The 22,163-nt window shown below is 51.6% G+C and carries 13 protein-coding genes; 3 read left to right on the top strand and 10 right to left on the bottom strand.

All coding sequences use genetic code 11. From position 1 onward, the window contains the following. The first annotated feature begins 121 nt into the window (after positions 1 to 121). A complete protein-coding gene (gene glmM / locus HUK38_RS01265; RefSeq protein ID WP_182581963.1) occupies positions 122 to 1,477 on the top strand; it encodes a phosphoglucosamine mutase in 1,356 nt (451 codons plus the stop codon). An 84-nt stretch (positions 1,478 to 1,561) separates the two neighbouring features. On the opposite strand, the gene HUK38_RS01260 is transcribed toward glmM, so the two are convergent. The 3 genes from HUK38_RS01260 to HUK38_RS01250 form a co-directional block, all read right to left on the bottom strand. Further along, the gene (locus tag HUK38_RS01260; RefSeq protein ID WP_203218650.1) at positions 1,562 to 2,401 is read right to left on the bottom strand and encodes a carbonic anhydrase; all 840 of its coding nucleotides are present in this window, start codon (positions 2,399 to 2,401) and stop codon (positions 1,562 to 1,564) included. 70 nt (positions 2,402 to 2,471) lie between these two features. Continuing rightward, on the bottom strand, positions 2,472 to 7,550 hold the full coding sequence (locus HUK38_RS01255) for a DEAD/DEAH box helicase (protein WP_182581962.1): 5,079 nt from the start codon (positions 7,548 to 7,550) through the stop codon (positions 2,472 to 2,474). 36 nt (positions 7,551 to 7,586) lie between these two features. After that, positions 7,587 to 10,955 (bottom strand): STY4851/ECs_5259 family protein, encoded by a 3,369-nt coding sequence (locus HUK38_RS01250; RefSeq protein ID WP_182581961.1) that lies wholly within the window; start codon positions 10,953 to 10,955, stop codon positions 7,587 to 7,589. A 437-nt stretch (positions 10,956 to 11,392) separates the two neighbouring features. Between HUK38_RS01250 and HUK38_RS01245 the strand changes: the two genes are divergently transcribed. Further along, positions 11,393 to 13,324: a methyl-accepting chemotaxis protein gene (locus tag HUK38_RS01245; protein ID WP_182745122.1), complete on the top strand. Its 1,932-nt coding sequence runs from the start codon at positions 11,393 to 11,395 to the stop codon at positions 13,322 to 13,324. 194 nt (positions 13,325 to 13,518) lie between these two features. Here the strand turns inward: HUK38_RS01245 and folP are convergent, their stop codons facing one another. The 6 genes from folP to lnt all read right to left on the bottom strand — a co-directional run bounded on the left by folP (position 13,519) and on the right by lnt (position 20,573). Next, the gene (gene folP / locus HUK38_RS01240; RefSeq protein ID WP_182581959.1) at positions 13,519 to 14,352 is read right to left on the bottom strand and encodes a dihydropteroate synthase; all 834 of its coding nucleotides are present in this window, start codon (positions 14,350 to 14,352) and stop codon (positions 13,519 to 13,521) included. A gap of 12 nt (positions 14,353 to 14,364) precedes the next feature. Beyond that, positions 14,365 to 16,272, bottom strand: a complete 1,908-nt coding sequence (gene ftsH / locus HUK38_RS01235; protein WP_182581958.1) for an ATP-dependent zinc metalloprotease FtsH — start codon at positions 16,270 to 16,272, stop codon at positions 14,365 to 14,367. A gap of 87 nt (positions 16,273 to 16,359) precedes the next feature. Then, a complete protein-coding gene (locus HUK38_RS01230; RefSeq protein WP_338065337.1) occupies positions 16,360 to 16,995 on the bottom strand; it encodes an RlmE family RNA methyltransferase in 636 nt (211 codons plus the stop codon). 240 nt (positions 16,996 to 17,235) lie between these two features. After that, positions 17,236 to 18,018: a hypothetical protein gene (locus HUK38_RS01225; protein ID WP_182581957.1), complete on the bottom strand. Its 783-nt coding sequence runs from the start codon at positions 18,016 to 18,018 to the stop codon at positions 17,236 to 17,238. Between the two features lie 308 nt (positions 18,019 to 18,326). Next, positions 18,327 to 18,683 (bottom strand): high-potential iron-sulfur protein, encoded by a 357-nt coding sequence (locus HUK38_RS01220; RefSeq protein WP_182581956.1) that lies wholly within the window; start codon positions 18,681 to 18,683, stop codon positions 18,327 to 18,329. Between the two features lie 333 nt (positions 18,684 to 19,016). Then, entirely contained in the window at positions 19,017 to 20,573 is a 1,557-nt protein-coding gene (gene lnt, locus HUK38_RS01215; RefSeq protein ID WP_182581955.1) for an apolipoprotein N-acyltransferase, read from the bottom strand. Between the two features lie 40 nt (positions 20,574 to 20,613). Between lnt and HUK38_RS01210 the strand changes: the two genes are divergently transcribed. Then, positions 20,614 to 21,204 (top strand): hypothetical protein, encoded by a 591-nt coding sequence (locus tag HUK38_RS01210; protein WP_182581954.1) that lies wholly within the window; start codon positions 20,614 to 20,616, stop codon positions 21,202 to 21,204. A gap of 53 nt (positions 21,205 to 21,257) precedes the next feature. Here HUK38_RS01210 and zapD read toward each other — a convergent pair whose 3' ends face one another. Beyond that, the gene (zapD, locus tag HUK38_RS01205; RefSeq protein ID WP_182581953.1) at positions 21,258 to 22,025 is read right to left on the bottom strand and encodes a cell division protein ZapD; all 768 of its coding nucleotides are present in this window, start codon (positions 22,023 to 22,025) and stop codon (positions 21,258 to 21,260) included. Positions 22,026 to 22,163 lie beyond the last annotated feature (138 nt).

The following is a 22,163-nucleotide window of genomic DNA, read 5'->3' as shown; positions in this document are numbered from 1 at the left end:
TTTAACATTTGAACTGCATAATTCTTAAAATTGTCTGATTATCAATAACGATGAAGCTGTGCTATCATTAGTCATCACATCAACATTAATCACCTTACCTGAATTAAATACTACACCACTCATGCGTAAATACTTTGGCACCGACGGCATTCGCGGACATCTTGGCGACCCCACCATTAGCCCGGATTTCATTCTCAAACTTGGCTGGGCGGCGGGGCGGGTATTAGCGCGCAGCGGTGGTGATAATCGCACCGTGTTAATTGGTAAAGACACGCGCATTTCCGGCTATCTATTTGAATCAGCATTAGAAGCGGGATTAGTCGCGGCCGGTTGTGATATTCGGTTATTAGGGCCAATGCCAACGCCTGCGGTGGCGTATTTAACCCGCACTTTTCGCGCTCAAGCCGGCATTGTCATTACCGCATCGCACAATCCGTATGATGATAACGGCATTAAGTTCTTTTCCCACGCCGGCGACAAGTTGCCGGATGAATTAGAATTGGCGATTGAAAACGAAATAGAACAGCCGCTGGTTACTGTTCCCGCCAATGCACTCGGTAAAGCGCGGCGGATTGAAGATGCCAGCGGGCGTTATATTGAGTTTTGTAAAAGCACTATTCCCAGCGCCTTATCATTTAAGGGAATGAAAATTGTATTAGATTGTGCGCATGGCGCCACCTACAATGTCGCGCCCTATGTATTCGATGAATTGGGTGCGACCGTCAGCGCAATTGGTGTTGATCCGAATGGTTTTAATATCAATGCACAGGTCGGTTCAACGCATATCAATACGCTTATTACTGCCGTGCGCAATCAAAACGCCGACATTGGTATTGCATTTGATGGCGATGGCGACCGCGTGTTAATGGTGGACGGCGCGGGCGCGGTGGTGGACGGCGACGCATTGTTATATGTGATCGCTAAATCACGCCAAGACATCGGGCAAATGCGCGGGGCGGTGGTCGGAACGGTGATGAGCAATTTGGGATTAGAACAGGCATTACAACGACTTAGCATCAAATTTGAGCGCGTCAAGGTCGGTGATCGCTACATCATGGAGCGGCTAAAACGCGACGACGGGCTGCTTGGCGGCGAGCCGTCGGGGCATCTGATTTGTCGTGATCGCACCACAACGGGCGACGGCATCATCGCGGCGTTGCAGGTGTTGACCGCGCTGGCGCAGTGGCAGTTGCCGTTACGCGACGCTGTGGCGGCGATGGAACACTACCCGCAAGTGTTGTTAAACGTGCGTTTGCCGCTGCGGTGTGACGTGCTGACGTTGCCAACTGTTGTGTCAGCACTACATGACGCGGAAGCGCAACTTGGGGCGAGCGGGCGAATTTCATTGCGGGCGTCCGGCACTGAACCGGTGGTGCGGATAATGGTGGAGGGGCGCGAGGCGGCGCAGGTCAATCAATTAGCGAATGAATTAGCTGATGTGGTGCGGGCGGCGGTGAATGCCGTGTCAATTGAATAAACCGTATTCAGCGTGATCGTTCCCACGCGATAAAATGGGAACGATCAAGGCAAATAGAACCGATCAAGTTGATCGGTTTTTTAATTATTGTTGCACGGTGCGCGCATTTAATGATTGCAGCGGACGATTATTCGGGTGTCCCATGACTTGACTAAACTGTGCAATTTGCGCCGCCGAGGCGGTCATTGGTTGTTTTAATACAATCCAATTGACACCTTCGGTACAGGGCGGCGTGGTTAATGAACCGGTAAAATGATAATAATCATGCGAAGCGGGTAATAACGCGGCGGCGGAGATTTTCGGCGTTAAAGCATGATGTTCATCAGGATGTGTGGGCATCGCCTGCCACGCAGTTTTTAATTCGGTATTCTCCGCGCCTTCTTCAAACATCACCGCCACTACCGCTAAACGCCCTTCGGCATCCGCATGAACTAAATGCGCTTCCATTGGAAATTCATGCCCTTGAATATGATTTTCACTCGGGGTGTGGAAATGAAACTGCTTGAGTTCATAATTGCGGCCGTCCACGGTCAACCAACTGCCGCCTTGATAATTTACTTGAATGGTGTGACCGTTGTTTAATTCGTCATAACCACTCGCCGCGTAATGAAACTCTAATGGTGGCAACGCGACATCTTCAGCGGCTTGAATATCAATTGGCGTTTGATTTTTACCATCTAAACAAGTGTGATAATCGGCACTTAATTCGCCCCAATGCTCTGGGCTTTCAGCGCCAACATAGCCCCAATGCGCGTGATGGCTGTCACCATGTTTATTCGGCGCCGCGGCTGATTGCGCGTGTTCATTATTGGCATGATCGGATGGTGCGGAATGCTCACCAGCCAGCGTGTTATTTGCGGTGATCATTAGGGTTGCACTGGATAAGATCATTGCGCTGGATAATAACTTGGATTTGAATAACATGCGTGATCTCCTATTGTCGTGTCAATGGTGGGGGGGATTGTTCCCATTGGTGGCGGGGGAACGCCGCCGGTTAATTTGTCTTGGGTGAATGATTGGTTAGTTTGCTGCAGATCCAATCTAGTGTCAATTGCCGATTTAATTGGTCTAAATGATGCTGGGTATCATACGTTAATAAACATCCTTGACACGCGGCGTCGCAGTTATTTGGGCAATTGGCGAGTAGAGCGCGGGCGGTGTTTAATAACTCAGGCAAATGCGTTGCGGTTTGACTGACATAACCTGCGCCGCCGGTTGCCACATCATATAAATAGAGTGAATAGGTTTGTTCATTATTCACGCCGCGACTCGGTGCAGTTAATACGCCGATTTCTTCCTCGGCAATGCCTAAATGTTGACATAACGCCCGTCGCAATGCCACTGCTAATGTATAAGCAATGGTTTTATCAATCCTTTGATCCGCGCCAGCATCATTCAATTGCAATTCAAACAATTCGGTTTGCGTGGTGATGCCTAAATACACATTGCGCAATATCGCCCAATCGGCGTCATTACCGGGGCAATACTTTTCACTGTCATTTAAGCGCCCGCCGCGCAGCCGTTTGTGCAGCGCAAGTGGTTGTTTATCAACGGGTTGCGCGTCTGTCGGCATGGCTTCCGCCCGCCCGCAGCGCAGACACAGCGCGTAGCCTTTGCCGTGCAACCCGCCGCTGTAATGCACGAGTTGACCAGTCGGCGTGGTGCGATACCGCCCCGGTAGCGGTTGGGTGAACGGCGTCCAGTCCACGTTTGCCAGCGATACCAGCGGATCGCGTACCGGAATGTATTGCGGGGTGGTGATGTCGTTATTTGGCTGATGGCGCAGGTCAACGGCAAATCCGGCCGGTTGCAGCAGCCGCTGGCAGGTGAGGGCGAGTGCTGTGGCGGGGCAGTGCGGGCAGGTGTCAGGTAACACGCGACTGGTACCGTTGCCACCGCAAGCGCGGCAGTGCCACAGCCACTGTAAATCCTGAATTTCTGGCGCGCTGTCCAGTTCGCTCGGCAAGTGCCAGTTGAGCGTGACGCCATCGCTGCGATACACCCGCCCGTCGAGGACGGTGTCGCTGCCGGGGGCGTAGTCACGGATGGCGAGCGCGAGGTTGCGGCTCGGATAACCGGCGCGGCGGGTGCGGTGATCCTCGCGGTGAGTGGCGCCAGCCGAGTGGCGTTTGTTCAAATCGTCCTGCGTGGTCGTGACCAGCGCGACGACGTCGGTGGGAAAGCCGTAGCCGGGTAAAAAGCCAAGATTCGCCAATTCACCCAGCAGGTACTCGCCGCGCAGACGTTTCAATTGTAAATCAACGGCTTGTTCAGGTTTGCTGTCACCGGCGCTGGTTTGCAATTGACGCCGTTGATCGAGCAGAGCGTCCAATTCACGCCGCCAGCGGTCGCTGATCTGCTGCATTGCGGCGGCGATCTGTGCCAAATGATCGGTTGTCACTCGCCCGGCCAAGCAGGTGCGGTGCGCGAGTGCCGCAAAACCGCTGGTTAAATTCGCGTCGTTTTGCGCATTGGTCACGCACCAGGTGACGAATTGGTCAGCGGGCGCGGTGCTGTGACTGCCACCCGTTTCAAAAAACCCGCCAGTTTGCAAACGCGGGATGTTGTGCAATTGGTGCGCTAAAAACCGCGCCAGCGCCAGCGCGTTCAAATGCCGCTGCACAATCGTGGCGCTGTGCAGCGCAACTCGCGGCAATCCCAATTTGGTCTCGAATGGCCAGAGCGGATTTTGAAACACCGCCTCGCCCTGCGGCGTCGCTTTGCAGAGGGTAAAACTCAACGCCGCCGTTTCACCCCGTCGCCCTGCCCGCCCGGCGCGTTGCAAAAAATTGGCCGGATGCGGCGGGACGTTGTTCATCGCCACCGCCGTCAACCCGCCAATGTCCACGCCCATCTCCATCGTCGTTGAACAACTCAACAAATTGATGTGGCCGGCTTTGAACGCCTGCTCGCGCTGCGTCAATTTGCTACCGGAGATTTGCGCCGAGTGTTCCATCGCACGGAAATAGCGGCGATGACGGGCAAGGCGGTCACTGATGTTTGACCACGCGCCCAGCGTTCTTAACTGTTGAATTTGCGGATTATTTTCCAGCCACGCATCCGCCTCGGCGGGGGTGTGATTGAACCAAAACGGATCGGGAATGCGCGGCATCTCCACGCGCTGGCAGTGAATTAACGCGGCTGGCGCGGGCAATTCGGGCAAATACGGCGTGACGTTGCGCACCACGAGCGGCAGCAGACGGCGCGTCACCGGACAAAACCACGCCTCGCGCACTTCGGTTAATTCGGCTTGCTGTTCCAACTCAAGACGAAACCCGCTCTCGGTTTGCGTCAAAAGCGGGCGCAATCCATCCCAAATCGCCCGCAGGATTTCCTCAATGAAAGCGCGGTGTTGAGCGTCATCAAGACTCAATTGAAACACTTGGCTGAGATAGCGAATAAGACGACTGCGTTTAGCAAATAGTGAATACGCAGAAAACCAAGCACGTTCGGTGTGACGATTCTTTACCGGCTGTTCAGGTGGCAATAAAAAACTCGGGCGACTGGCATACCCAAACCAACGCAATACATCGGGCGCAACGGCAACGGGTGAATTGCTGCCGCGCAATACATTATCAATGGTGATTTGCAATAACGCCCGCCATTCATCTAGCTTAACATGGCGTTGTTTCATTACCGCTGGCAATGACGCCTGATCGAGTTTTGGATAATGCAGGCGCACCAATCCCAAGCCTTCTAATGAGAATTGCCGCCGCGGCCGTAAATAAAACTCGCGCAGTAAACAGAGTTTTACTAATTGCCGATCAGTCAATTTACCAAATGTCAATTCTGTTAATGATGGCAGCAACCAGTGTTTGAAATCGTTGGCGCTGAATACCGCATCTTCGGCCGCTTGCCAATTCAAACATCCGACCGCTGGTGTTTGTAATTGAATCAACTCGCGGCGTTTTTGTTCTAAAACAGTGTTTAATACGGGATTAACACGAGCGGCAATTTCCAGTGCTTGAATGGTCTGCTCTAATTCGGCGAGGTGCGCTGAATTAGCCGCCGTTGGCACACTCGCCGCGAGTTGGTGATACAGCAAACTGCGCACATAATCGCGTTCACTTTCCTGCTGCAATTTCGCCGCAAATCGCGCTGTGCCTTGCCGACTATCGGTAAAACTCATTAAACGCCGCCCGTCTAATGGCCCCTGATCATTTTTATTGAATAGCGGCGGCAGTGATTCTAATAAGGTAGGAATTGCGGTACTCAATAAAAACGGCGCACCAATCCGCACGGGGCGAAACAATTGATCTTTGCGATCAAAGCGTTCGTACTCGCGGCACACCGCGCATTGCAAACCATCGCTATTCGGCAACCGCAACTGAATAGGAACGCCATCCTGTCCGCTGGGATCAAGTACATTGGTTGGATTTAATCCCCAATTGTGCAAATTGGCGTGTTCCGCACTGGTCAGCAAACGCGGTTCATTAGCAACCACATCATTAAAAATGATGACATCGGGATCATTCTCATCATCTGTTGGCAGCGGTTCTAATTCCTGTTGAAACTCGTCTTCATCCTGATCGTGTTGTTTGGCTAATAATTGACTTTGGCCGTCACACTCGCTTTCATTAGCAATTAAATACTCCGCGCCACATTCGCGGCACTGCACCAATTCAAATACCGGCATTTCGCAATGCGGGCAATGGGTGCGGCGCTCTAAAAACACCGCACCGAATGGCCACGTCGGCTGATCCAGCGCCGTGTTGGCACGTCCCGCGCAGGCAGCGTTGGCACACGCCCACAACCCGCTCACCGTGCGTTGGAACAGGTGCGCCCGCAGTGGCAAAAATGGCTCGCCGCTGGCGCTCGTCGCTTGAGTGCAGAGATCGAGCCAGTGCAACGTCGTCTGCCGTGCCGCGCTAATATCCCGTTGAAAATCAGTGAGTTGCGGCACTAAATCAGTCAGGCGGCGCGGGCGTTCCGTCAACGTGGCGCGGAGCGAGCGCAGGCGCGGATCACTGGCTAACGCGGTGAAACGCTCGGCGGGTGACTGTTGCCACACCGTCTCCAGCGGCGGGCAAGCGTGATTTTGCGCCACCAATTCTGACGGCAACGGCGGCACTGCCCGCGCACCGGTGATGACCGTCACCCGATCCATCGTCACGCCCGCAATATCTGCGAGAAATTCAGCCAGTTGCCGCTTTGACGCCGCCGAGTCATCGCCCAACGTCGCCGAAGTCGCCACGACGCGCACCTGCTCCGCGTCACAGCCGAACGTGTGCCGCACTCGCCGCAATAACAACGTTAATTCAGCCGCTTGCGAGCCGAGGTAGGTGTGCGCCTCGTCAATCACGATCCAGCGCAATTGCCCGCGTGACTGCTCAATTAACGGGCGGTCTTCGGTGCGCACCAGCAGATATTCGAGCATGGTGGCGTTGGTCACGAGCAGCGGCGGCGGATTGCTGCGCAACGTGCGCCGATCTGGCACTTCGCATTGCCAGTCACTTTTGCCCTGATCGGGCGTATCACCGTTGTATAAACAAAAACGAATACCGCCATTAAATGGCTCTGACCACGCAATTAACCGATCGCGTTGGCTTTTAATCAACGCATTGAGTGGATATAAAAACAACGCCCGCACACCAGTTAATGGTGCAGATTGACGTTGCGTTAATTCGCTCGCTAAATCGCTGAGGATTGGAATTAAAAAACATTCGGTTTTACCCGAACCGGTGCCGCTCGTGACCAATACAGAGCGGTGATCTTTTAATAACGCTTGCCACGCCTCTAATTGATGGCGATACGGCTGGCGGTCAAGTGGAAAACTGTAATCGTCATTTAATCCACGTTTGCAGGGCTGGCGCAGTGCTTTCATTAATTGCGGGTGTAATAAACCGCTGGTTTGCAATTCACGCATCGTTTGCGCTGCGGGTTGCCAACCAAAACTGGCTTCAAATACCGGATCGGCAATAAATGCGCCTGGTAATCCCGCCGCTTGATCGAATACTGAATGCAAATGAGTGCGTAAAGCGTCGTGGCGAAATCCACTTAAGCCGAGCATGGCGCGAGTTGCCCGCCGTCCGAGTTGTTCAATTAAACGGCTATAAAACAGCGTGCGATTCATGGGGGAATACTCGATGTGATGCAATGAAATCAGGTATTAAGAATGCAGTGCTAAACCCCGACTCAATGCAATGGCATAGGCGGCGTCGAACCAATCGCAATCAAAATCGCGCATCATGCGAAATTGATAAACAAGCGATTCATTCGTGACAATGCCATTCACACTGCAATGCGCGGCGAATAGGGGCGCGTAACGCACGACGGCGCTGTAATGCGGTGCCGGTTTAATTGCGGTCGGTCGCCACCAATCAATTGTGCGCATGGCGGACATGAGCGCGGCGCTCTCTGCCCAGCGTTCATCGGCGGCGTGACGCGCTTGCAGCGCCAGCAGTTCAGCGGCGAGGTGTTCCTCCAGCCAGCCATCACCCAACCCGCGAATGACCTGCAACGCGCTGCCTTTTAACGGTTGCTGCGGGAACAGCCGCTCCTGTAACCAATCGCACAGGTGCGCCCAATAGCGGCGATGTTGCGTGATGCGGGCGCGAAATGTTTGGAACGAGTCAAAAACCAGCGTTTCCTGCGCATCCGCTTCGAGGTCAACGTGCGCCAACGCCTCGCGTAGTGCGTTGAAATGTGCCGTCGCGCTGTCCTGCCAAACCGCACTGTTGAGCAATGCCCACGAAAACGGCATTTGCTGCGCCAACTCCCACACGATTTCAAAATCATCATCCGCTTTGAACAGCGCCAGCGCGAGGGTGCGCGGCTGACTAATTAACTGCTGCAATACTTCTAGCGTTTGCGGTGGATAGTCGCGGGTCAGACGAATGGCGTCTAACAGTAATTGCCAATCAGGATGGTTTGGATTACTGCCTAGCGTGGCGAGTGCCGATTGCAACTGTGCCGTGCGTTGTTCACGATTCGCCGCCCGAATTGCCGCGGCTAGGGCGCTCGCGTGATCAACATCGTCGCTCGGCGCATCGCTAAACACCGTCCACAGCAGCGGGCGAAACCGCGCCCAGTCGCCGTCAACTCCCAAAATCCACCACGGTCCCGCTTCGAGTTGCGCCGGTAACGTCCAGTGCCAGTCGTTTTCAGCAGCGCGGGTGAGTGGAATCGGCTCACGCGCTGGCGCCCAGAGCGGGATCATTTGGCAATCCAGCCGTGTCGCGCCGTCGTCACCAAAACGGCCGCGCTGTTCAACTGGCACAAACACCTGATTGCTGGAGCGATCTGGTTGCAAATGGCAATCAAAGCGCGTCACCAACAGCCGTGCCAACCGCTCCCCCCGCCCCGTTTCAACGGTCACGGTCACATGCGCATCCAACTCGCCGGTGGTCGCCAACAGTGCCGCGATGCGCGGTTGCCACGACCAGAGCGCCAGCACCAATTGACCGTCATGCAACGGCGGCATCCGCTCGGTGAACCGTTTAACGCAGTCGTCATCAGTTTGGCGCTCGTCCGCCACCAATTCGCCCACCAACCAATAACTGCCACCCACTGCCGCGTCTTGAATTAACAATTGCACCGCGCCGAGCCGCTCCAGTGCAATCGGTGTTTGATCTGAAACGGCGTTTCCATGCCACAGAAAACAAGCGCCGCGTTGCGGGTAGGGCAGCGTCAATTCAACTGGATCAGCGCCCGCCCACGTCAATTGCACTGTGAACGGCGGCGGCAGTTGACCCGTCACGGCTGGGCAAAACAGGTGCGCCTCGTCGCCGGTGCATTGCAATTTGACCGCTGCGGACGAACAGGTCACATCTGCGCCCAGCAATCCGCTGAGGTGAATCACGCCCGCCCGTTGACCTGCGCCAATCGTGGTTGTCAGTTGCAACGAGCGCGGCACCACCGCCACCTGCCGCCGCCCGCGTTCGCAATGCTCCGCATCCACCCGCCGCACCCACAATTGCCCGTAAGTCACGGCGTCGTGCAATTCCCGCCAATTCTGATCACGCCCAACCGCCCGCCACTGCTGCCGCCACTGGTCAGTTTCAGGCAACGGCTGCCCGTCGGCATCGTTCACCCGCAAACGTGGCACACCCGCGTAGAGCGGGCGCGGCTGACCACTCAACGGCACCGTCGCCCCGCTGACATCAAACGTGGCAATGACATCCTGCGCCGCCCGACAGCGCAGGCGATACCGCTCGTGTTGCGGCGTGACCAAATCCACCGTGCCGCTAATTTGATACACCGACCGCTGCACTGCCGCGCACTCGCCGACGGCGGCGCAACTGCCCGCGCTGGCGTCAACCGTGAACGTGGCTGGCGCGACAACCCACGCCTGCTCCGCCCGCAACTGCGCCGAGCCTTCAGTCACCCAGCGCCACGACTGCGATGCCGCGTGTTCGACAAACACCCACGGCGCGTCACCCCACGCCTCCGCGTCCTGCACCCGCAACGGCGCAGCGGTCGTGCCATCGTGCAACAGCAACGCATGAGGCGTGGTCACGGCGGCGTCGGTCAACCGCACCCCACCCGCCCGCAACCACTCGCGCCGATACTGCGCCTCGCCCGCGGCGGTTTCGATTCTGGTCAACCACGCCACCGGTGCGTTTTGCAGCAACAGGCGATAGCGCGGCGCCGTCGCAGTGCCGCCATCCGCTCGCCAATTCGATAACTGCGCGGCGCTCATCAATTCCGGTAAATGCAATTGTTTAGCAATTTGCCAGTGCGTTCCATTGCACAGCAATTGCCCCTGCCAATACAACCGCGCCTCACGTTCGGCCGCCAATTCATTCGAGCGCGTCACCAATAACCGCAATAACGCTGCCGCATTGTTATCATCCAAACGCAATGGCAACTGCCGCTCCCAATTTGGGCAGTTTTCATTTAATGCGGCAATTGGATCAGCCGCTTGACCAACGTGCGGTTGCAAGGCGCTGATGTGCGCAATCAATTGCCCAGTTAATTGCAACACCGGCGGCTGTTGCAGACTTTTGGGCAAACGATGCGCGTGTTGTTGGGCAATTGAAACGGCGGCGTCTGTATTCACCTGACCAGCGCGAAAATACTGATCGAGTACGGTGCGGAAATAATTGGTCAAATGCGTATTTTCGCGGGCTAATAACCGCAATGGCAATCCGCCTTCACACGCCAGCGTCACCAAATATAATTTGCCGCGCCGATTGGTTGACAATGAACGCCGCCAATACGCCAACCCGTATTCAACCCATTCGGCAATAATAGAATGCGCGGGTATTTGTTCGAGATCGAGCGGATTAAAAATCGTCTGCCATGTCCATGCACCGTCAATATGTTCACGACGGAATGTTTCGGCAGCAAATAAACAAAACAGCGCGGGTAATTCGGGGGATGATTGATTGTGCGCGTGATCTCGAATAGACTGGCGTACTAAATCGCGCAATTCAGCATAAAAACGATCAGCGGTTTTATAGCCGTAAAGCGGTCGGCCGTCGGGTTGGGTGGCGGGGCGAATATGTGCAAATAAAAACCGTGTTAGCCAAGACATAAACAACTTAACAGCATGATTTAATTCAATTTAAAGTAACATATCCACTCTGAACTATACACGCTATAGACTAGCATGTGACATGCTCTTCAAGAGTTACGCAGTTGAGAGCTCAAATACTTGATTTTTACATAAATCAAACTGTACAGCATAGCTCAGTAATTTACGTTCTGGTATTACTTTTAGTTTATTCAACGTTCGAGCTAAAAATTTTAGTAGTACATTATTTGATAGGTTAAACGATTTTTAACAAGAATAAACTTTTATGAATTGTCCAACAAAAGCATTCTTTGCTTATACCAACCGCGGCACTCCACTGCTGATCTTGCTTTAGGTCTGATGTTGTGATTTTCATTTTCGTGTTAATTGAAACTATTTCGTTGTATTATTAACTATTTACGTTAGAACAACTCTAACAAACATGAGATTGCGAAGACATGTTTAAGCATAGCCTAAAAGCTAAAATATTTGTGTTTTTCATGTTAGCCATTGTGATTGGCATTGTTGCACTGATGGTTGCCATTGGAATTATTACCAGGACATCTGTATTACAGCGAGCAAATACAGAATTAACAAATACTTTAGAAACGACACAAAATTTGTTATCTGTCATTGATGATATTATGACAGAGCGTGTTAAAACTGCAATGTCATTATTGCATAAAGAGATTGCTATTCACGGCACAGCCGCTTTAGGTAAAGAGATTGCTATAGGAACACGTCAAGTTCCAGATTTATTGCTTGGAGGGCAACCGCAAGCCAATCGATTTGAATTAGTGGATGAAATTAAAAAACTTTCCGGTAGTACCGCAACACTATTTGTTAAACAACAGCAAGATTTTGTGCGTATTACCACTAATGTCATGCATGATGGTCAGCGCGCCATTGGCACTGTGCTTGATCCCAATGGTAAAGCTATGCAATCCATACGCATGGATCGCGCATTTTTTGGTCAAGTAGATATTTTGGGTAATCCATTTTTAACTGGTTATACACCTATTCATGATGCCACGGGGAGTGTCATTGGGGTAAGCTACGTTGGTTATAAAGCTGATCTGGAAATCCTCAAACAATCCGTGCAAAATAGCCGTATTTTAACTCAAGGTTTATTAATCGTTTTAGATGATAAACAACGGATCCGCATGTATAGTCGTCATGCCGATGAGGCGCTTGTTAAAACGATTGTCAATGATAAACCCGACACATGGTTAATTGAAACTCGTACTTTTGCGCCATGGAATTATACGTTATTAGCTGCTATTCCTAAAACAGAAATTAACACCACCATATACAGCCAAATTCATATCGGCTGGATTATTGTTCTTGGACTTGCAGTAGGTTTGGTGATGATGATGTTATTAACAGTATCTATAGGGCGTTTAGTTGTGCGACCGATTGTTGATGCCACGCAGTTAGCTTCTGATATTGCCAAAGGACGACTTGATTACCAGATTCATTACCATAGCAATGATGAAATCGGTCAATTAATACAGGCATTGCACCAAATGCAAATAGTATTGCGCTGTTTTGTCACGGATGTCACCAAGACATCACAATACATGAATACGGCAACATCGGATTTATCGCAGACAACCGAGGAAACCATGCAGGGCGCAACTGAGCAATTGCACAGTACTGATCAAGTAGCTATGGCCATGACAAGAATGACAACGACAGTCAATGAAGTAGCGCACCATGCTGAACAGGCTGCTGCGGCAACACAGGCTGCCGATTTAGAAACAAAACATGGTTTAGAAATTACGCAAACAGCGGTACAAAGCATTCAGAATTTAGCCAGCAATATGCTGTTGGCAGGTAATGAGATGCACGAATTAACTGAGCATAGCACTCGTATTGGAAGTGTAATTGATGTTATTCGTGGTATCGCCGAACAAACCAATTTATTGGCACTCAATGCGGCTATTGAAGCCGCCCGTGCTGGTGAACAAGGACGCGGTTTTGCCGTTGTCGCTGATGAGGTACGCACTTTAGCATCACGCACACAAGATGCTACTAAAGAGATTCGTTCTATGATTGAATTATTGCAGGCTGGCGCACAACAGGCAGAGACGCGAGTGTATGACGGACAAGAACAAGCGCAAGCTAGTGTAGCGCAGGCAGAACAGGTGGCGGTATCATTAGATCAAATTACCAGCACCGTGAAAGGTATTCATACCATGAATGAACATATTGCGAATGCGGCTAAACAGCAAACAACGGTGGCTGAAAATGTAAATAATAACTTACAACATATTACGCAGATTGCCGATAATACGAACATTAAAGCACAACGCGCTGTGACTGCCGTGACGCAGCTTAATGAATTATCAAGTCAGTTGCAACATGTCGTCCACCGTTATCATATTTGATAATGATTACGCCAATCAGGTGGCAATTAATAAGATGAGCGGGTATTTGTTCAAAATCAAGCGGTATAAAAGTCGTTTATCATGTCCACGCGCCGTCAATATGTTCACGGCAAAATGTTTCAGCGGCAAATAAACAAAACAGCGCGGGCGATTCAGGCGGGGGGTTGATGGAGAATGCTATTCGATGTCACGGTTTAATCCGCCGCGTGAATAGCCGCCACGACCTTTAATGCCCGCACGGTTGCGGCGACATCATGCACGCGAATTAAACGGGCGCCGCGTTCCACCGCTAATACCGCCGCGCTAATACTTTCTATTAACCGATCATCCACCGCGCTGCCGGTAATCCCGCCCAACATGGATTTGCGTGATAATCCAACTAATAATGGCACCCCGATTGCGGCCAATTCGGGTAAATGGACGAATAATTGAACATTATGCGCCAGGGTTTTACCAAAACCAAACCCAGGGTCAATTACGATCTGCGTTAAATTTAATCCCGCTTGTACCGCAGCGGCAATACGAGCGCGTAAAAAATCTATTACTTCCGCGACCACGTCAGAATAAGACGGCGCCTGCTGCATGACCTGCGGCTCGCCCGACATGTGCATTAAACACACCGGCACCTTTAATGCGACGGCCGTGGTTAATGCACCGGGCAATTGCAATGCGCGCACATCATTAATAAAACCGGCGCCCGCCGCAATTGCCGCCCGCATCACTGCCGGTTTAGAGGTATCAATTGAAATCGGCACCGGCAATTGCGCGGCAATGCGTTCAATCACCGGCACGACGCGGCGGATTTCTTCATCAACGCTAATGGGTGTTGCATTAGGCCGAGTAGATTCACCGCCGACATCAATCATAGCCGCGCCCGCCGCCACCATTTGTTCAGCATGACGCAGCGCCGTATCAGGCAAAAGAAAACGCCCGCCATCAGAGAATGAATCGGGCGTCACATTTAATATCCCCATCACTTGCGGGGTGGTCAAATCTAATACACGACCAGCGCAGTTTAATAGCGACATGACAATTGAAATTTAACCACCCGCCGCATCACTCAATGGCTTGACGCCCCCGAGTTTATCACTGGCTAAAATATCCAATTTACTGCCCGGATGGTGCGTGTCATTATCCCAATCTTTGGGTGGACGCGGTTCACGCCGCGACATGATGTCATCAATCTGTTCGGCATCAATGGTTTCGTATTTAATCAAGGTCGCAGCCATTGCGTGCAAACAATCCATGTTATCAATCAACAACTGTTTGGCACGTTCATAATTGCGATCAATAAAACTGCGCACTTCTTTATCAATTAAATGCGCCGTCTCATCGGACACCGCTTTATGCTGCGTCACTGAATGACCGAGAAACACTTCTTGCTCATCTTCACCATAGGCGAGCGGCCCCAATTTATCAGACAACCCCCATTTTGTGACCATATTGCGCGCCAATTCCGTCGCCCGTTGAATGTCATTAGACGCGCCGGTGGTCACCATATCGGCGCCGAAAATCAATTCCTCGGCAATACGCCCGCCGAATAAACTCGAAATCTGACTTTCTAATCGCAGTTTGCTAAAACTAAAGCGATCATCTTCGGGTAAAAACAGCGTCACACCGAGCGCCCGCCCACGCGGAATAATACTCACCTTATGCACCGGATCATGTTGCGGCACTAATCGCCCGACAATTGCGTGGCCGGATTCGTGATAGGCAGTTAATTTCTTTTCATTATCCGACATCACCATTGAACGGCGCTCAGTGCCCATCATAATTTTATCTTTGGCTTTTTCTAAATCCTGCATATCCACCAAACGTTTATTCGCCCGAGCGGCAAATAACGCGGCTTCATTCACCAAATTGGCCAAGTCAGCACCCGAAAAGCCCGGCGTTCCGCGTGCAATGATCGAGGCTTTGACATCCTCCGCCGTCGGCACCTTGCGCATGTGAACGCGCAAAATCTGCTCACGCCCGCGCACGTCCGGCAGCGGCACCACCACTTGGCGATCAAAACGCCCCGGGCGCAGCAGGGCGGGATCCAGCACATCCGGGCGGTTGGTCGCGGCAATCACGATCACGCCTTCCGTGCCTTCAAACCCATCCATTTCCACCAGCAACTGGTTCAACGTCTGCTCGCGCTCGTCGTGACCACCGCCCAAACCCGCGCCACGATGCCGCCCGACCGCGTCAATTTCATCAATAAAAATGATGCACGGCGCATGTTTTTTCGCCTGTTCAAACATATCGCGCACCCGTGATGCGCCGACGCCGACAAACATTTCGACGAAATCTGAACCGGAAATGGTGAAAAACGGCACTTTCGCCTCGCCCGCAATCGCCCGCGCCAGCAATGTTTTACCCGTCCCCGGCGGCCCGACCATCAACACGCCTTTGGGAATCTTGCCGCCAAGTTTCTGAAACTTGCTCGGATCGCGCAAGAAATCCACGATCTCGACCACTTCCTCTTTAGCTTCCTCGCAGCCGGCGACATCGGCAAACGTCACCTTGACCTGATCCTCACCCAGCATCCGTGCGCGACTTTTAGCGAATGACAACGCCCCGCGGCCACCCGCCCCGCCCTGCATTTGCCGCATGAAAAAAATCCACAGCGCAATCAGAATAAACAGCGGGAACCAGTTAATTAAAATCTGCATCAGAAACGATTGTTTCTCCGGCGGCGCGGCTTTAATTTCCACTTGATTATTTAGCAAATCACCGACCAATCCCGCATCACCCGGGCTATAGGTGGTAAAGCGCTGGCCACCGGCGCTCATTCCTTCAATAATATCGCCCCGAATACTCACTTCGCGCACTTGACCATCACGCACCTGCGCAATGAAATCCGAATACGCCAACATGCGCGGCGTACTCTGCGTCACCGTAAAATTATTAAATACCGACATCAACACTAAGGCGATGACGACCCATAAAATCAAGTTTTTTGCCATATCGCTCACAACCTACGCTCTGTTTAAATATTTTCCGATTGAACAATGCTGGAGATTAAATTAGAGACTGTCAACCTGTCGCTGTCATCACGCCGGCAGCGGGCGTAATTGGCGCGCCACGAGGTAAATTTCTTTACTCTGAGCGCGGGAGGCGGGCGGCTTGCGGGTAGTCACGCGGACAAACTGTTGGCGCAGTGTCCGCAGCAAGTCATCCAACCCCGTGCCATGAAAGGCTTTTAACACCAACCCGCCATTGGGTTTGAGTACCGTCACCGCCAACTCCGCTGCCAGTTCACCCAAATAAATGCTGCGCGGCTGATCCACCGCCACCACGCCAGAGAAGGTGGGGGCTAAATCTGACAACACCACATCCACCGCTTGCCCGGCCAGTTGGGTGTGCAACTGCGCCAACAGCGCCGCGTCGGTAAAATCGCCCTGTAATACAGTGACGCCCGGCAGTGGTGTGATGGGCAACAGGTCAACCGCAATCACCGTCCCTGACCGCCCAATCGCCTGCGCGGCAACCTGTGACCAGCCACCCGGTGCAGCGCCCAGATCAAGCACCCGCATCCCCGGGCGCAGCAATCGCTCTTTTTGGTTAATTTCCAACAACTTATACGCGGCGCGGGAGCGGTAGCCATCGCGCTGTGCCTGCTGCACATACGGATCCCGCTGCTGGCGCGCTAACCACTGTTGACTACTTTTACTTTTAATACGACTCACGCGGCATGACCAATGGTTGAAAAATGATTAGCGTGGGATGCGCGGCGGAACGCCCACCATCAATTCAAGCGGGGCGCAATTTAGAGGTGCTAGAGTTTGCAATTCAACGATTAACTGGTTGATTTTTCAAGGAAGATGGCATTCCCACGCGGGCGCGCAGGAACAATTAATCAACAACTAACTGCCCAACTCCTGCGATCAACGTGCCGCGAATGGCGCGTTCAAGTGAAAAGTCCCGCGTCACGCATCGTGAACCCAGCGGAATTCAAATATTTCAAGCAGCGCACCGGTGATAACCCCGGTGATCGCCCCGCTGGCTAACGCGAGTGGCAACACATGCGGCAATGTCAACAGCGCATCGGTGATGGCATCGCCCGTACGCCCGGTGACAGATGCGCCCACGACCCACACGCTCGCCGCCGTGAGCATCGCAATCAACCCGATCACCAACGCTTGCCGCAATTGACAAGAGCCTTGCGAGGCGCAACCCAGTTGTTCAATCCACTGCCGCACCACCGCAACGTAAAACATGCCGTTGATTGAAATCAGAAATGCCACCGCCCCGGCTGGGGATTGCAATCCCTCCACCAGCGGTTTGGCAAACACTAGCACGGTACCGCACAAGATACCCGTGACGGCGGCGGCGAAGGCTTTACCGGCGACGTGCCAAGTGCAGCACTGCGGGAAGCGCACCACCAGTCCGGCGATGATGCCGGCAACCGCGGCGGCGGTCGCCAGTGAGCCGAGTGGCAAGGTTGATCCCATGATAAGTAAGCCAAATGAGGCGACCGTTACGCCCACGAGACTGGCGGCCACTGCGACCTGTTGGGCGCTGGTCAACACCGTGACGGCCGCGGTGGTGAGCGCCGCCGCCGGCACCGTCGCCCATGCTCCGAACCCGATGACGGCAAATAGGCGATCCAAGCCGACAAACAGCGGGGCGTAGGTGATGCCCACCACGCTCCAGAGCAACGCCCGGAGTACAACTTGGCGGTAACGAAGGGAGGTGAGTACGGCAGACATGGTGTTTGAGATCAGGTGAAGTGAGGTTAGCGGGGTGCTAACGCTAAAACGATGAACCAGCTGATTAAAATGACCGTGCTTAAATCAGCAATTAGGCAGTGGAGCGCCAGTTGATTTGATCGGCAACCCAATTGACAGGATTGGTGACTGTCTTGAAAACACAAGGTTGCAAAAGCAATCGGTGAAAAGTTCAAAAAATCAAGGGGTTAGATAGAAACCACACTGTATTGTAACAAACAACAGGGCGCTAGTTTTATTCACCAACGCCCCGCCTGCGGTTATCGCAGAAAGATCGCAGTTAATTAAAATTAACCAGCCTTCATAGTCCAGGACGTACACCAGCCGTTTTCATTCACCAATTTACCCGGGAACAGGCTGCATGGACGCCACGCCCCAGTCTCGGCTAACACGAATTGGCACACGGCACAGCGTTGCTGATCCGGTGGCAAGCCAGGACGGGCGTTGGTAGCACGATCCGCCTGCGCCGCATCATTCACATACTTGAGTGCTTGCGCGGTTGCATCAGTCGCTGGGTCAACATGCGGCAAATCTTCGGCATGAGCAGCCGCCATCCCTACCAGATTCAATAATGGCACGGTTGCCAAACCACCGATCATCAACTTAACGGCATCACGACGGCTTTTGTTCATTTGCTTATCGGACATGACAGCTCCTTTCCTAGAAAAAACAATGGCATGGTTTGCGGAATCGTTGTGTTAAGGCAGCGGTGCGGGGCACCACATCACGCTACCGTCGTGCATTGTGCATCATCATCTATGGTTATGCCAAGTCTGTTGCGCCCTAAATACGATATACGCGGTCAATTAAGCCGGTGATTAGGCACGAATCAATCACCGGTATGATTGAAAATGCACACAGATTGCTCGGCAATGAGCAATGCCGGCGCTTAAATAAACCAACTCTGCCTACATTAGCGTGTCAATACAGCAATGGCAATTAAAATCGGCCGAATATCAGGGCGATTTGATTGACGCTGCTTATGAACGCTTTGATAAAAAATGCTGACCACGCCGCCATAGTGCAAATAATAACATGATATTTATCAACACCAACACTGGCGCATTGCCAAAGCGCGAAAATGGCGTGTGTCCCTGGCGCGGCTGAATAGATGCGGTTGCAGTGGCGCGAGTAAAAACTGGTATTGACGTCAGCAACCGCCCACGCCAATCAATGATGGCAGAAATTCCGGTATTGGTTGCACGGATTAAATCGCGGCTATTTTCTATAGCGCGCAAGCGGGCAAATTCTAAATGCTGCGGCGGCGCTAATGAATCACCAAACCACGCATCATTGCTGACGTTAATTAAATATGCCGCCTCTGGTAATGCTTGGCGCACTTCGGTAGGAAATACGTCTTCATAACAAATGGATGCGCCAACCAGCAACTCGCCGACTTTTAATAATGGTTTATCGGCCGTCCCGCGACTAAATGCCGATAAAGGCACCTCGAACCAATCAATCAGCGGCTGTAAAAGCTCACGAAATGGCAAATACTCACCAAATGGTACCAAATGGCGTTTATAATACTGATCTTCATTTTGTCCGAGAGTCATTAAAGCATTATAATACTCGTCGTTGGCAACCATGATTGGAATACCCACCACAATGTTGGTATCATGCTCCCATGCCTGTTGCGTGAGTGGATCAAATAAACCAGCGCGTAATGTATGCAGGAATTCAGGAATAGCGGTCTCTGGCCAAACAATTAAATCACTTTGCTCAAGTGCCGGGCGCGTTAATTCTAAATAGATTGCAATCGTTGGCAATAGCATATCTGGTTGCCATTTGAACGCCTGTTGAATATTACCCTGCACAACAGTTGCAGTCAGCGGTTGACCAGTCGGTTGAGTCCATTCAATACGCTGTAATAACCAGCCAGCTAACCATATTGCAGTTAATGCACCGATGGTAAATACACGCATCCGATTGGTGTGATGGAGTGCAGACCAAATGAGACCAGCGGATAGCGCCACCATTAAACTTAATCCGTACACGCCAAAGCATGCCGCAAAACCAACTAATGGCGAATCAACTTGGCTATTACCAATGGTTAGCCAGGGGAATCCAGTGAATAACCAACCGCGTAACCATTCAAATAATACCCAAACGGCGGGTAGTGCCATTACTGGTGCGATCCAATCCTGTCTTTTATGATTGCATTGCATGAGCCAGTGTAATAGAACGCCGGTAACGGCATAATACAATGCCATTGCAGCAATCAATAAAACTGTCAGAATGATAGCGAATGGTGGTGCTAAATTGCCGAATTCATTAAGACTAATGCGGATCCACGCAACACCAAATCCGAATAATCCTAATCCAAATAACCAGCCATTTAAAAACGCGGCGCGGGGGGTTGTTGTTGTGTATAAACTTTGATACCAAACCACCAGTGCGACAATCGCAATTGCATACCAGCCAAAGGGTGCAAAGGCTAATACAGTTGCCGCCCCGCTCATCACTGCGAATAGCGGTGAATAGCGCGATGTCGCCCATAAGCGTATTATAGTGGATAGTGCATCGGATAAACTCATATCATCACATTGCGGTCAAGCGCATATTGAAGGAGATAAGATGGCAAATGATACGGCGAGTGAACAGCACACATCATTGACGGCAACGTTGAATAAGTTATTAAAGGTAGCGCGAGTGGCGCAGCACGTTGCAGAAAGACTATTAATTCGGGTGGGGCAATTATTAATTTTGAGTATTTTGGCAGCAGCTTGGTTGAGTTATGATTTGATGCAGACCTGGCAATTACAATTAAGCACGGGGCTGTGGTTATTTGTGTTATTAGAAATATTGCCGCTGCTATTACTGGGGAAAATTTATTTATCATTACAAACCGTAATTGATTTGCCAGCGCAAATACTCGACATCATATCAGGCATGAAAGATAAAACGGCTGAATTGAGCCAACATGTGCGTGACCGTTTTGTTGAACAAAACACAGACAATCACAATAAAAAGTCCGCGTGGTCTGATTTGTTTTCGATGAGTAAAACACTGGTAGAAATAAAATTTCTTGGCGATGACGCGGCGGAAATCATGCCGATTGTCGGTGAAATTCTATTTATGACAAGCCCGTTGTTTTTAATTGTATTTGGATTAGGTGCGACGATAACAATTCTATTATTTATCGTTGCCTTAATTGTAGGATTGTAATCATCCTGCCGCACTCACCCATTCGCTACCTGCTGTTGTAATAACACGTTGTATTAAAAAATGCAGCAGATCAGTGTAAAAGAAATATCATCGCGTGTTTGAATTGGCCGCTGTGCATCTTCAGCGGTTAAAAACCGGATGCTAAAGCGGTTTCTGTGTCCACTGATTTCGGGAAAATACGGCAAATCTGCATCTAAACCAATACGCACTAATTGCGCGGGGGCGGCAGGATCAAGCGTTTCCTGAAAAAATCCCTGTATTGCCTTTTCTTCACGCGGCATGGCGCTCGTGCGGGCAAGTGACAATACCAAACGGATCGCGTCATTCACTGGGGTTAAATCGGTACTCCAGCGTTCCAACAATTGCATTCGCACTACCTGCGATTTCATTAGCAAATGGTGATAGTGCGGCAAATCAAAACTACAGGCGCCACCAGGGATGCTATTGCGTTGGGCAATTGCTTTTAAGAATTCATCTTCACGCGCCAGCGTGGCAATTTGCCCATTGATTTGTGACAGATTTTTTGAAGCAGTTTCTAATTGCGTCACAATCGTATCTAAAACGGTTAAATCAATACTCGGTTGCCGTCGCACTCGCTGCAAAGTGACTAGATTACGATCTAATTCACGAATCAATTCGTTTTTAATATCCGAACGGGATGTTACTGTGACAAGATCGAGCAAACTTTCAATTGCGGCGCGGGTTGCCCAATGACTTGGCTGCGGCCGAAAATACTCAATTTTTTCACAGAGATGTTCAAGGCGCAAAAAGGTGCGAATACGCTCATTCAACGGGTGTTCAAAATACAGTTTGTTTGACACGCAAGTTCTTCCGCTCGTTGGAAATTTCAGGTCTGCATTCCGGCATTAGGCGACAAATCATATCTGTTATTGATGCAAAAAAAAACCGCCCAATAGTATCACCTATTGGGCGGCTTTGTCGCTCAGTTTCCCTAAAAA

Origin of the sequence: Thiospirillum jenense, assembly GCF_014145225.1 — a bacterium.
In the GTDB taxonomy this organism is placed as follows: Bacteria; Pseudomonadota; Gammaproteobacteria; order Chromatiales; family Chromatiaceae; genus Thiospirillum; species Thiospirillum jenense.
The sequence above is the reverse complement of the archived record's forward strand: the minus strand, read 5'-3'. Positions and strand labels throughout refer to the sequence as shown.

Bases quoted from the DNA above. Each gene is read 5' to 3' on its own strand.
- glmM (WP_182581963.1), top strand. From the start codon at position 122: ATGCGTAAATACTTTGGCACCGACGGCATTCGCGGACATCTTGGCGAC.
- HUK38_RS01260 (WP_203218650.1), bottom strand. From the start codon at position 2,401: ATGTTATTCAAATCCAAGTTATTATCCAGCGCAATGATCTTATCCAGT.
- HUK38_RS01255 (WP_182581962.1), bottom strand. From the start codon at position 7,550: ATGAATCGCACGCTGTTTTATAGCCGTTTAATTGAACAACTCGGACGG.
- HUK38_RS01250 (WP_182581961.1), bottom strand. From the start codon at position 10,955: ATGTCTTGGCTAACACGGTTTTTATTTGCACATATTCGCCCCGCCACC.
- HUK38_RS01245 (WP_182745122.1), top strand. From the start codon at position 11,393: ATGTTTAAGCATAGCCTAAAAGCTAAAATATTTGTGTTTTTCATGTTA.
- folP (WP_182581959.1), bottom strand. From the start codon at position 14,352: ATGTCGCTATTAAACTGCGCTGGTCGTGTATTAGATTTGACCACCCCG.
- ftsH (WP_182581958.1), bottom strand. From the start codon at position 16,272: ATGGCAAAAAACTTGATTTTATGGGTCGTCATCGCCTTAGTGTTGATG.
- HUK38_RS01225 (WP_182581957.1), bottom strand. From the start codon at position 18,018: ATGTCTGCCGTACTCACCTCCCTTCGTTACCGCCAAGTTGTACTCCGG.
- HUK38_RS01220 (WP_182581956.1), bottom strand. From the start codon at position 18,683: ATGTCCGATAAGCAAATGAACAAAAGCCGTCGTGATGCCGTTAAGTTG.
- lnt (WP_182581955.1), bottom strand. From the start codon at position 20,573: ATGAGTTTATCCGATGCACTATCCACTATAATACGCTTATGGGCGACA.
- HUK38_RS01210 (WP_182581954.1), top strand. From the start codon at position 20,614: ATGGCAAATGATACGGCGAGTGAACAGCACACATCATTGACGGCAACG.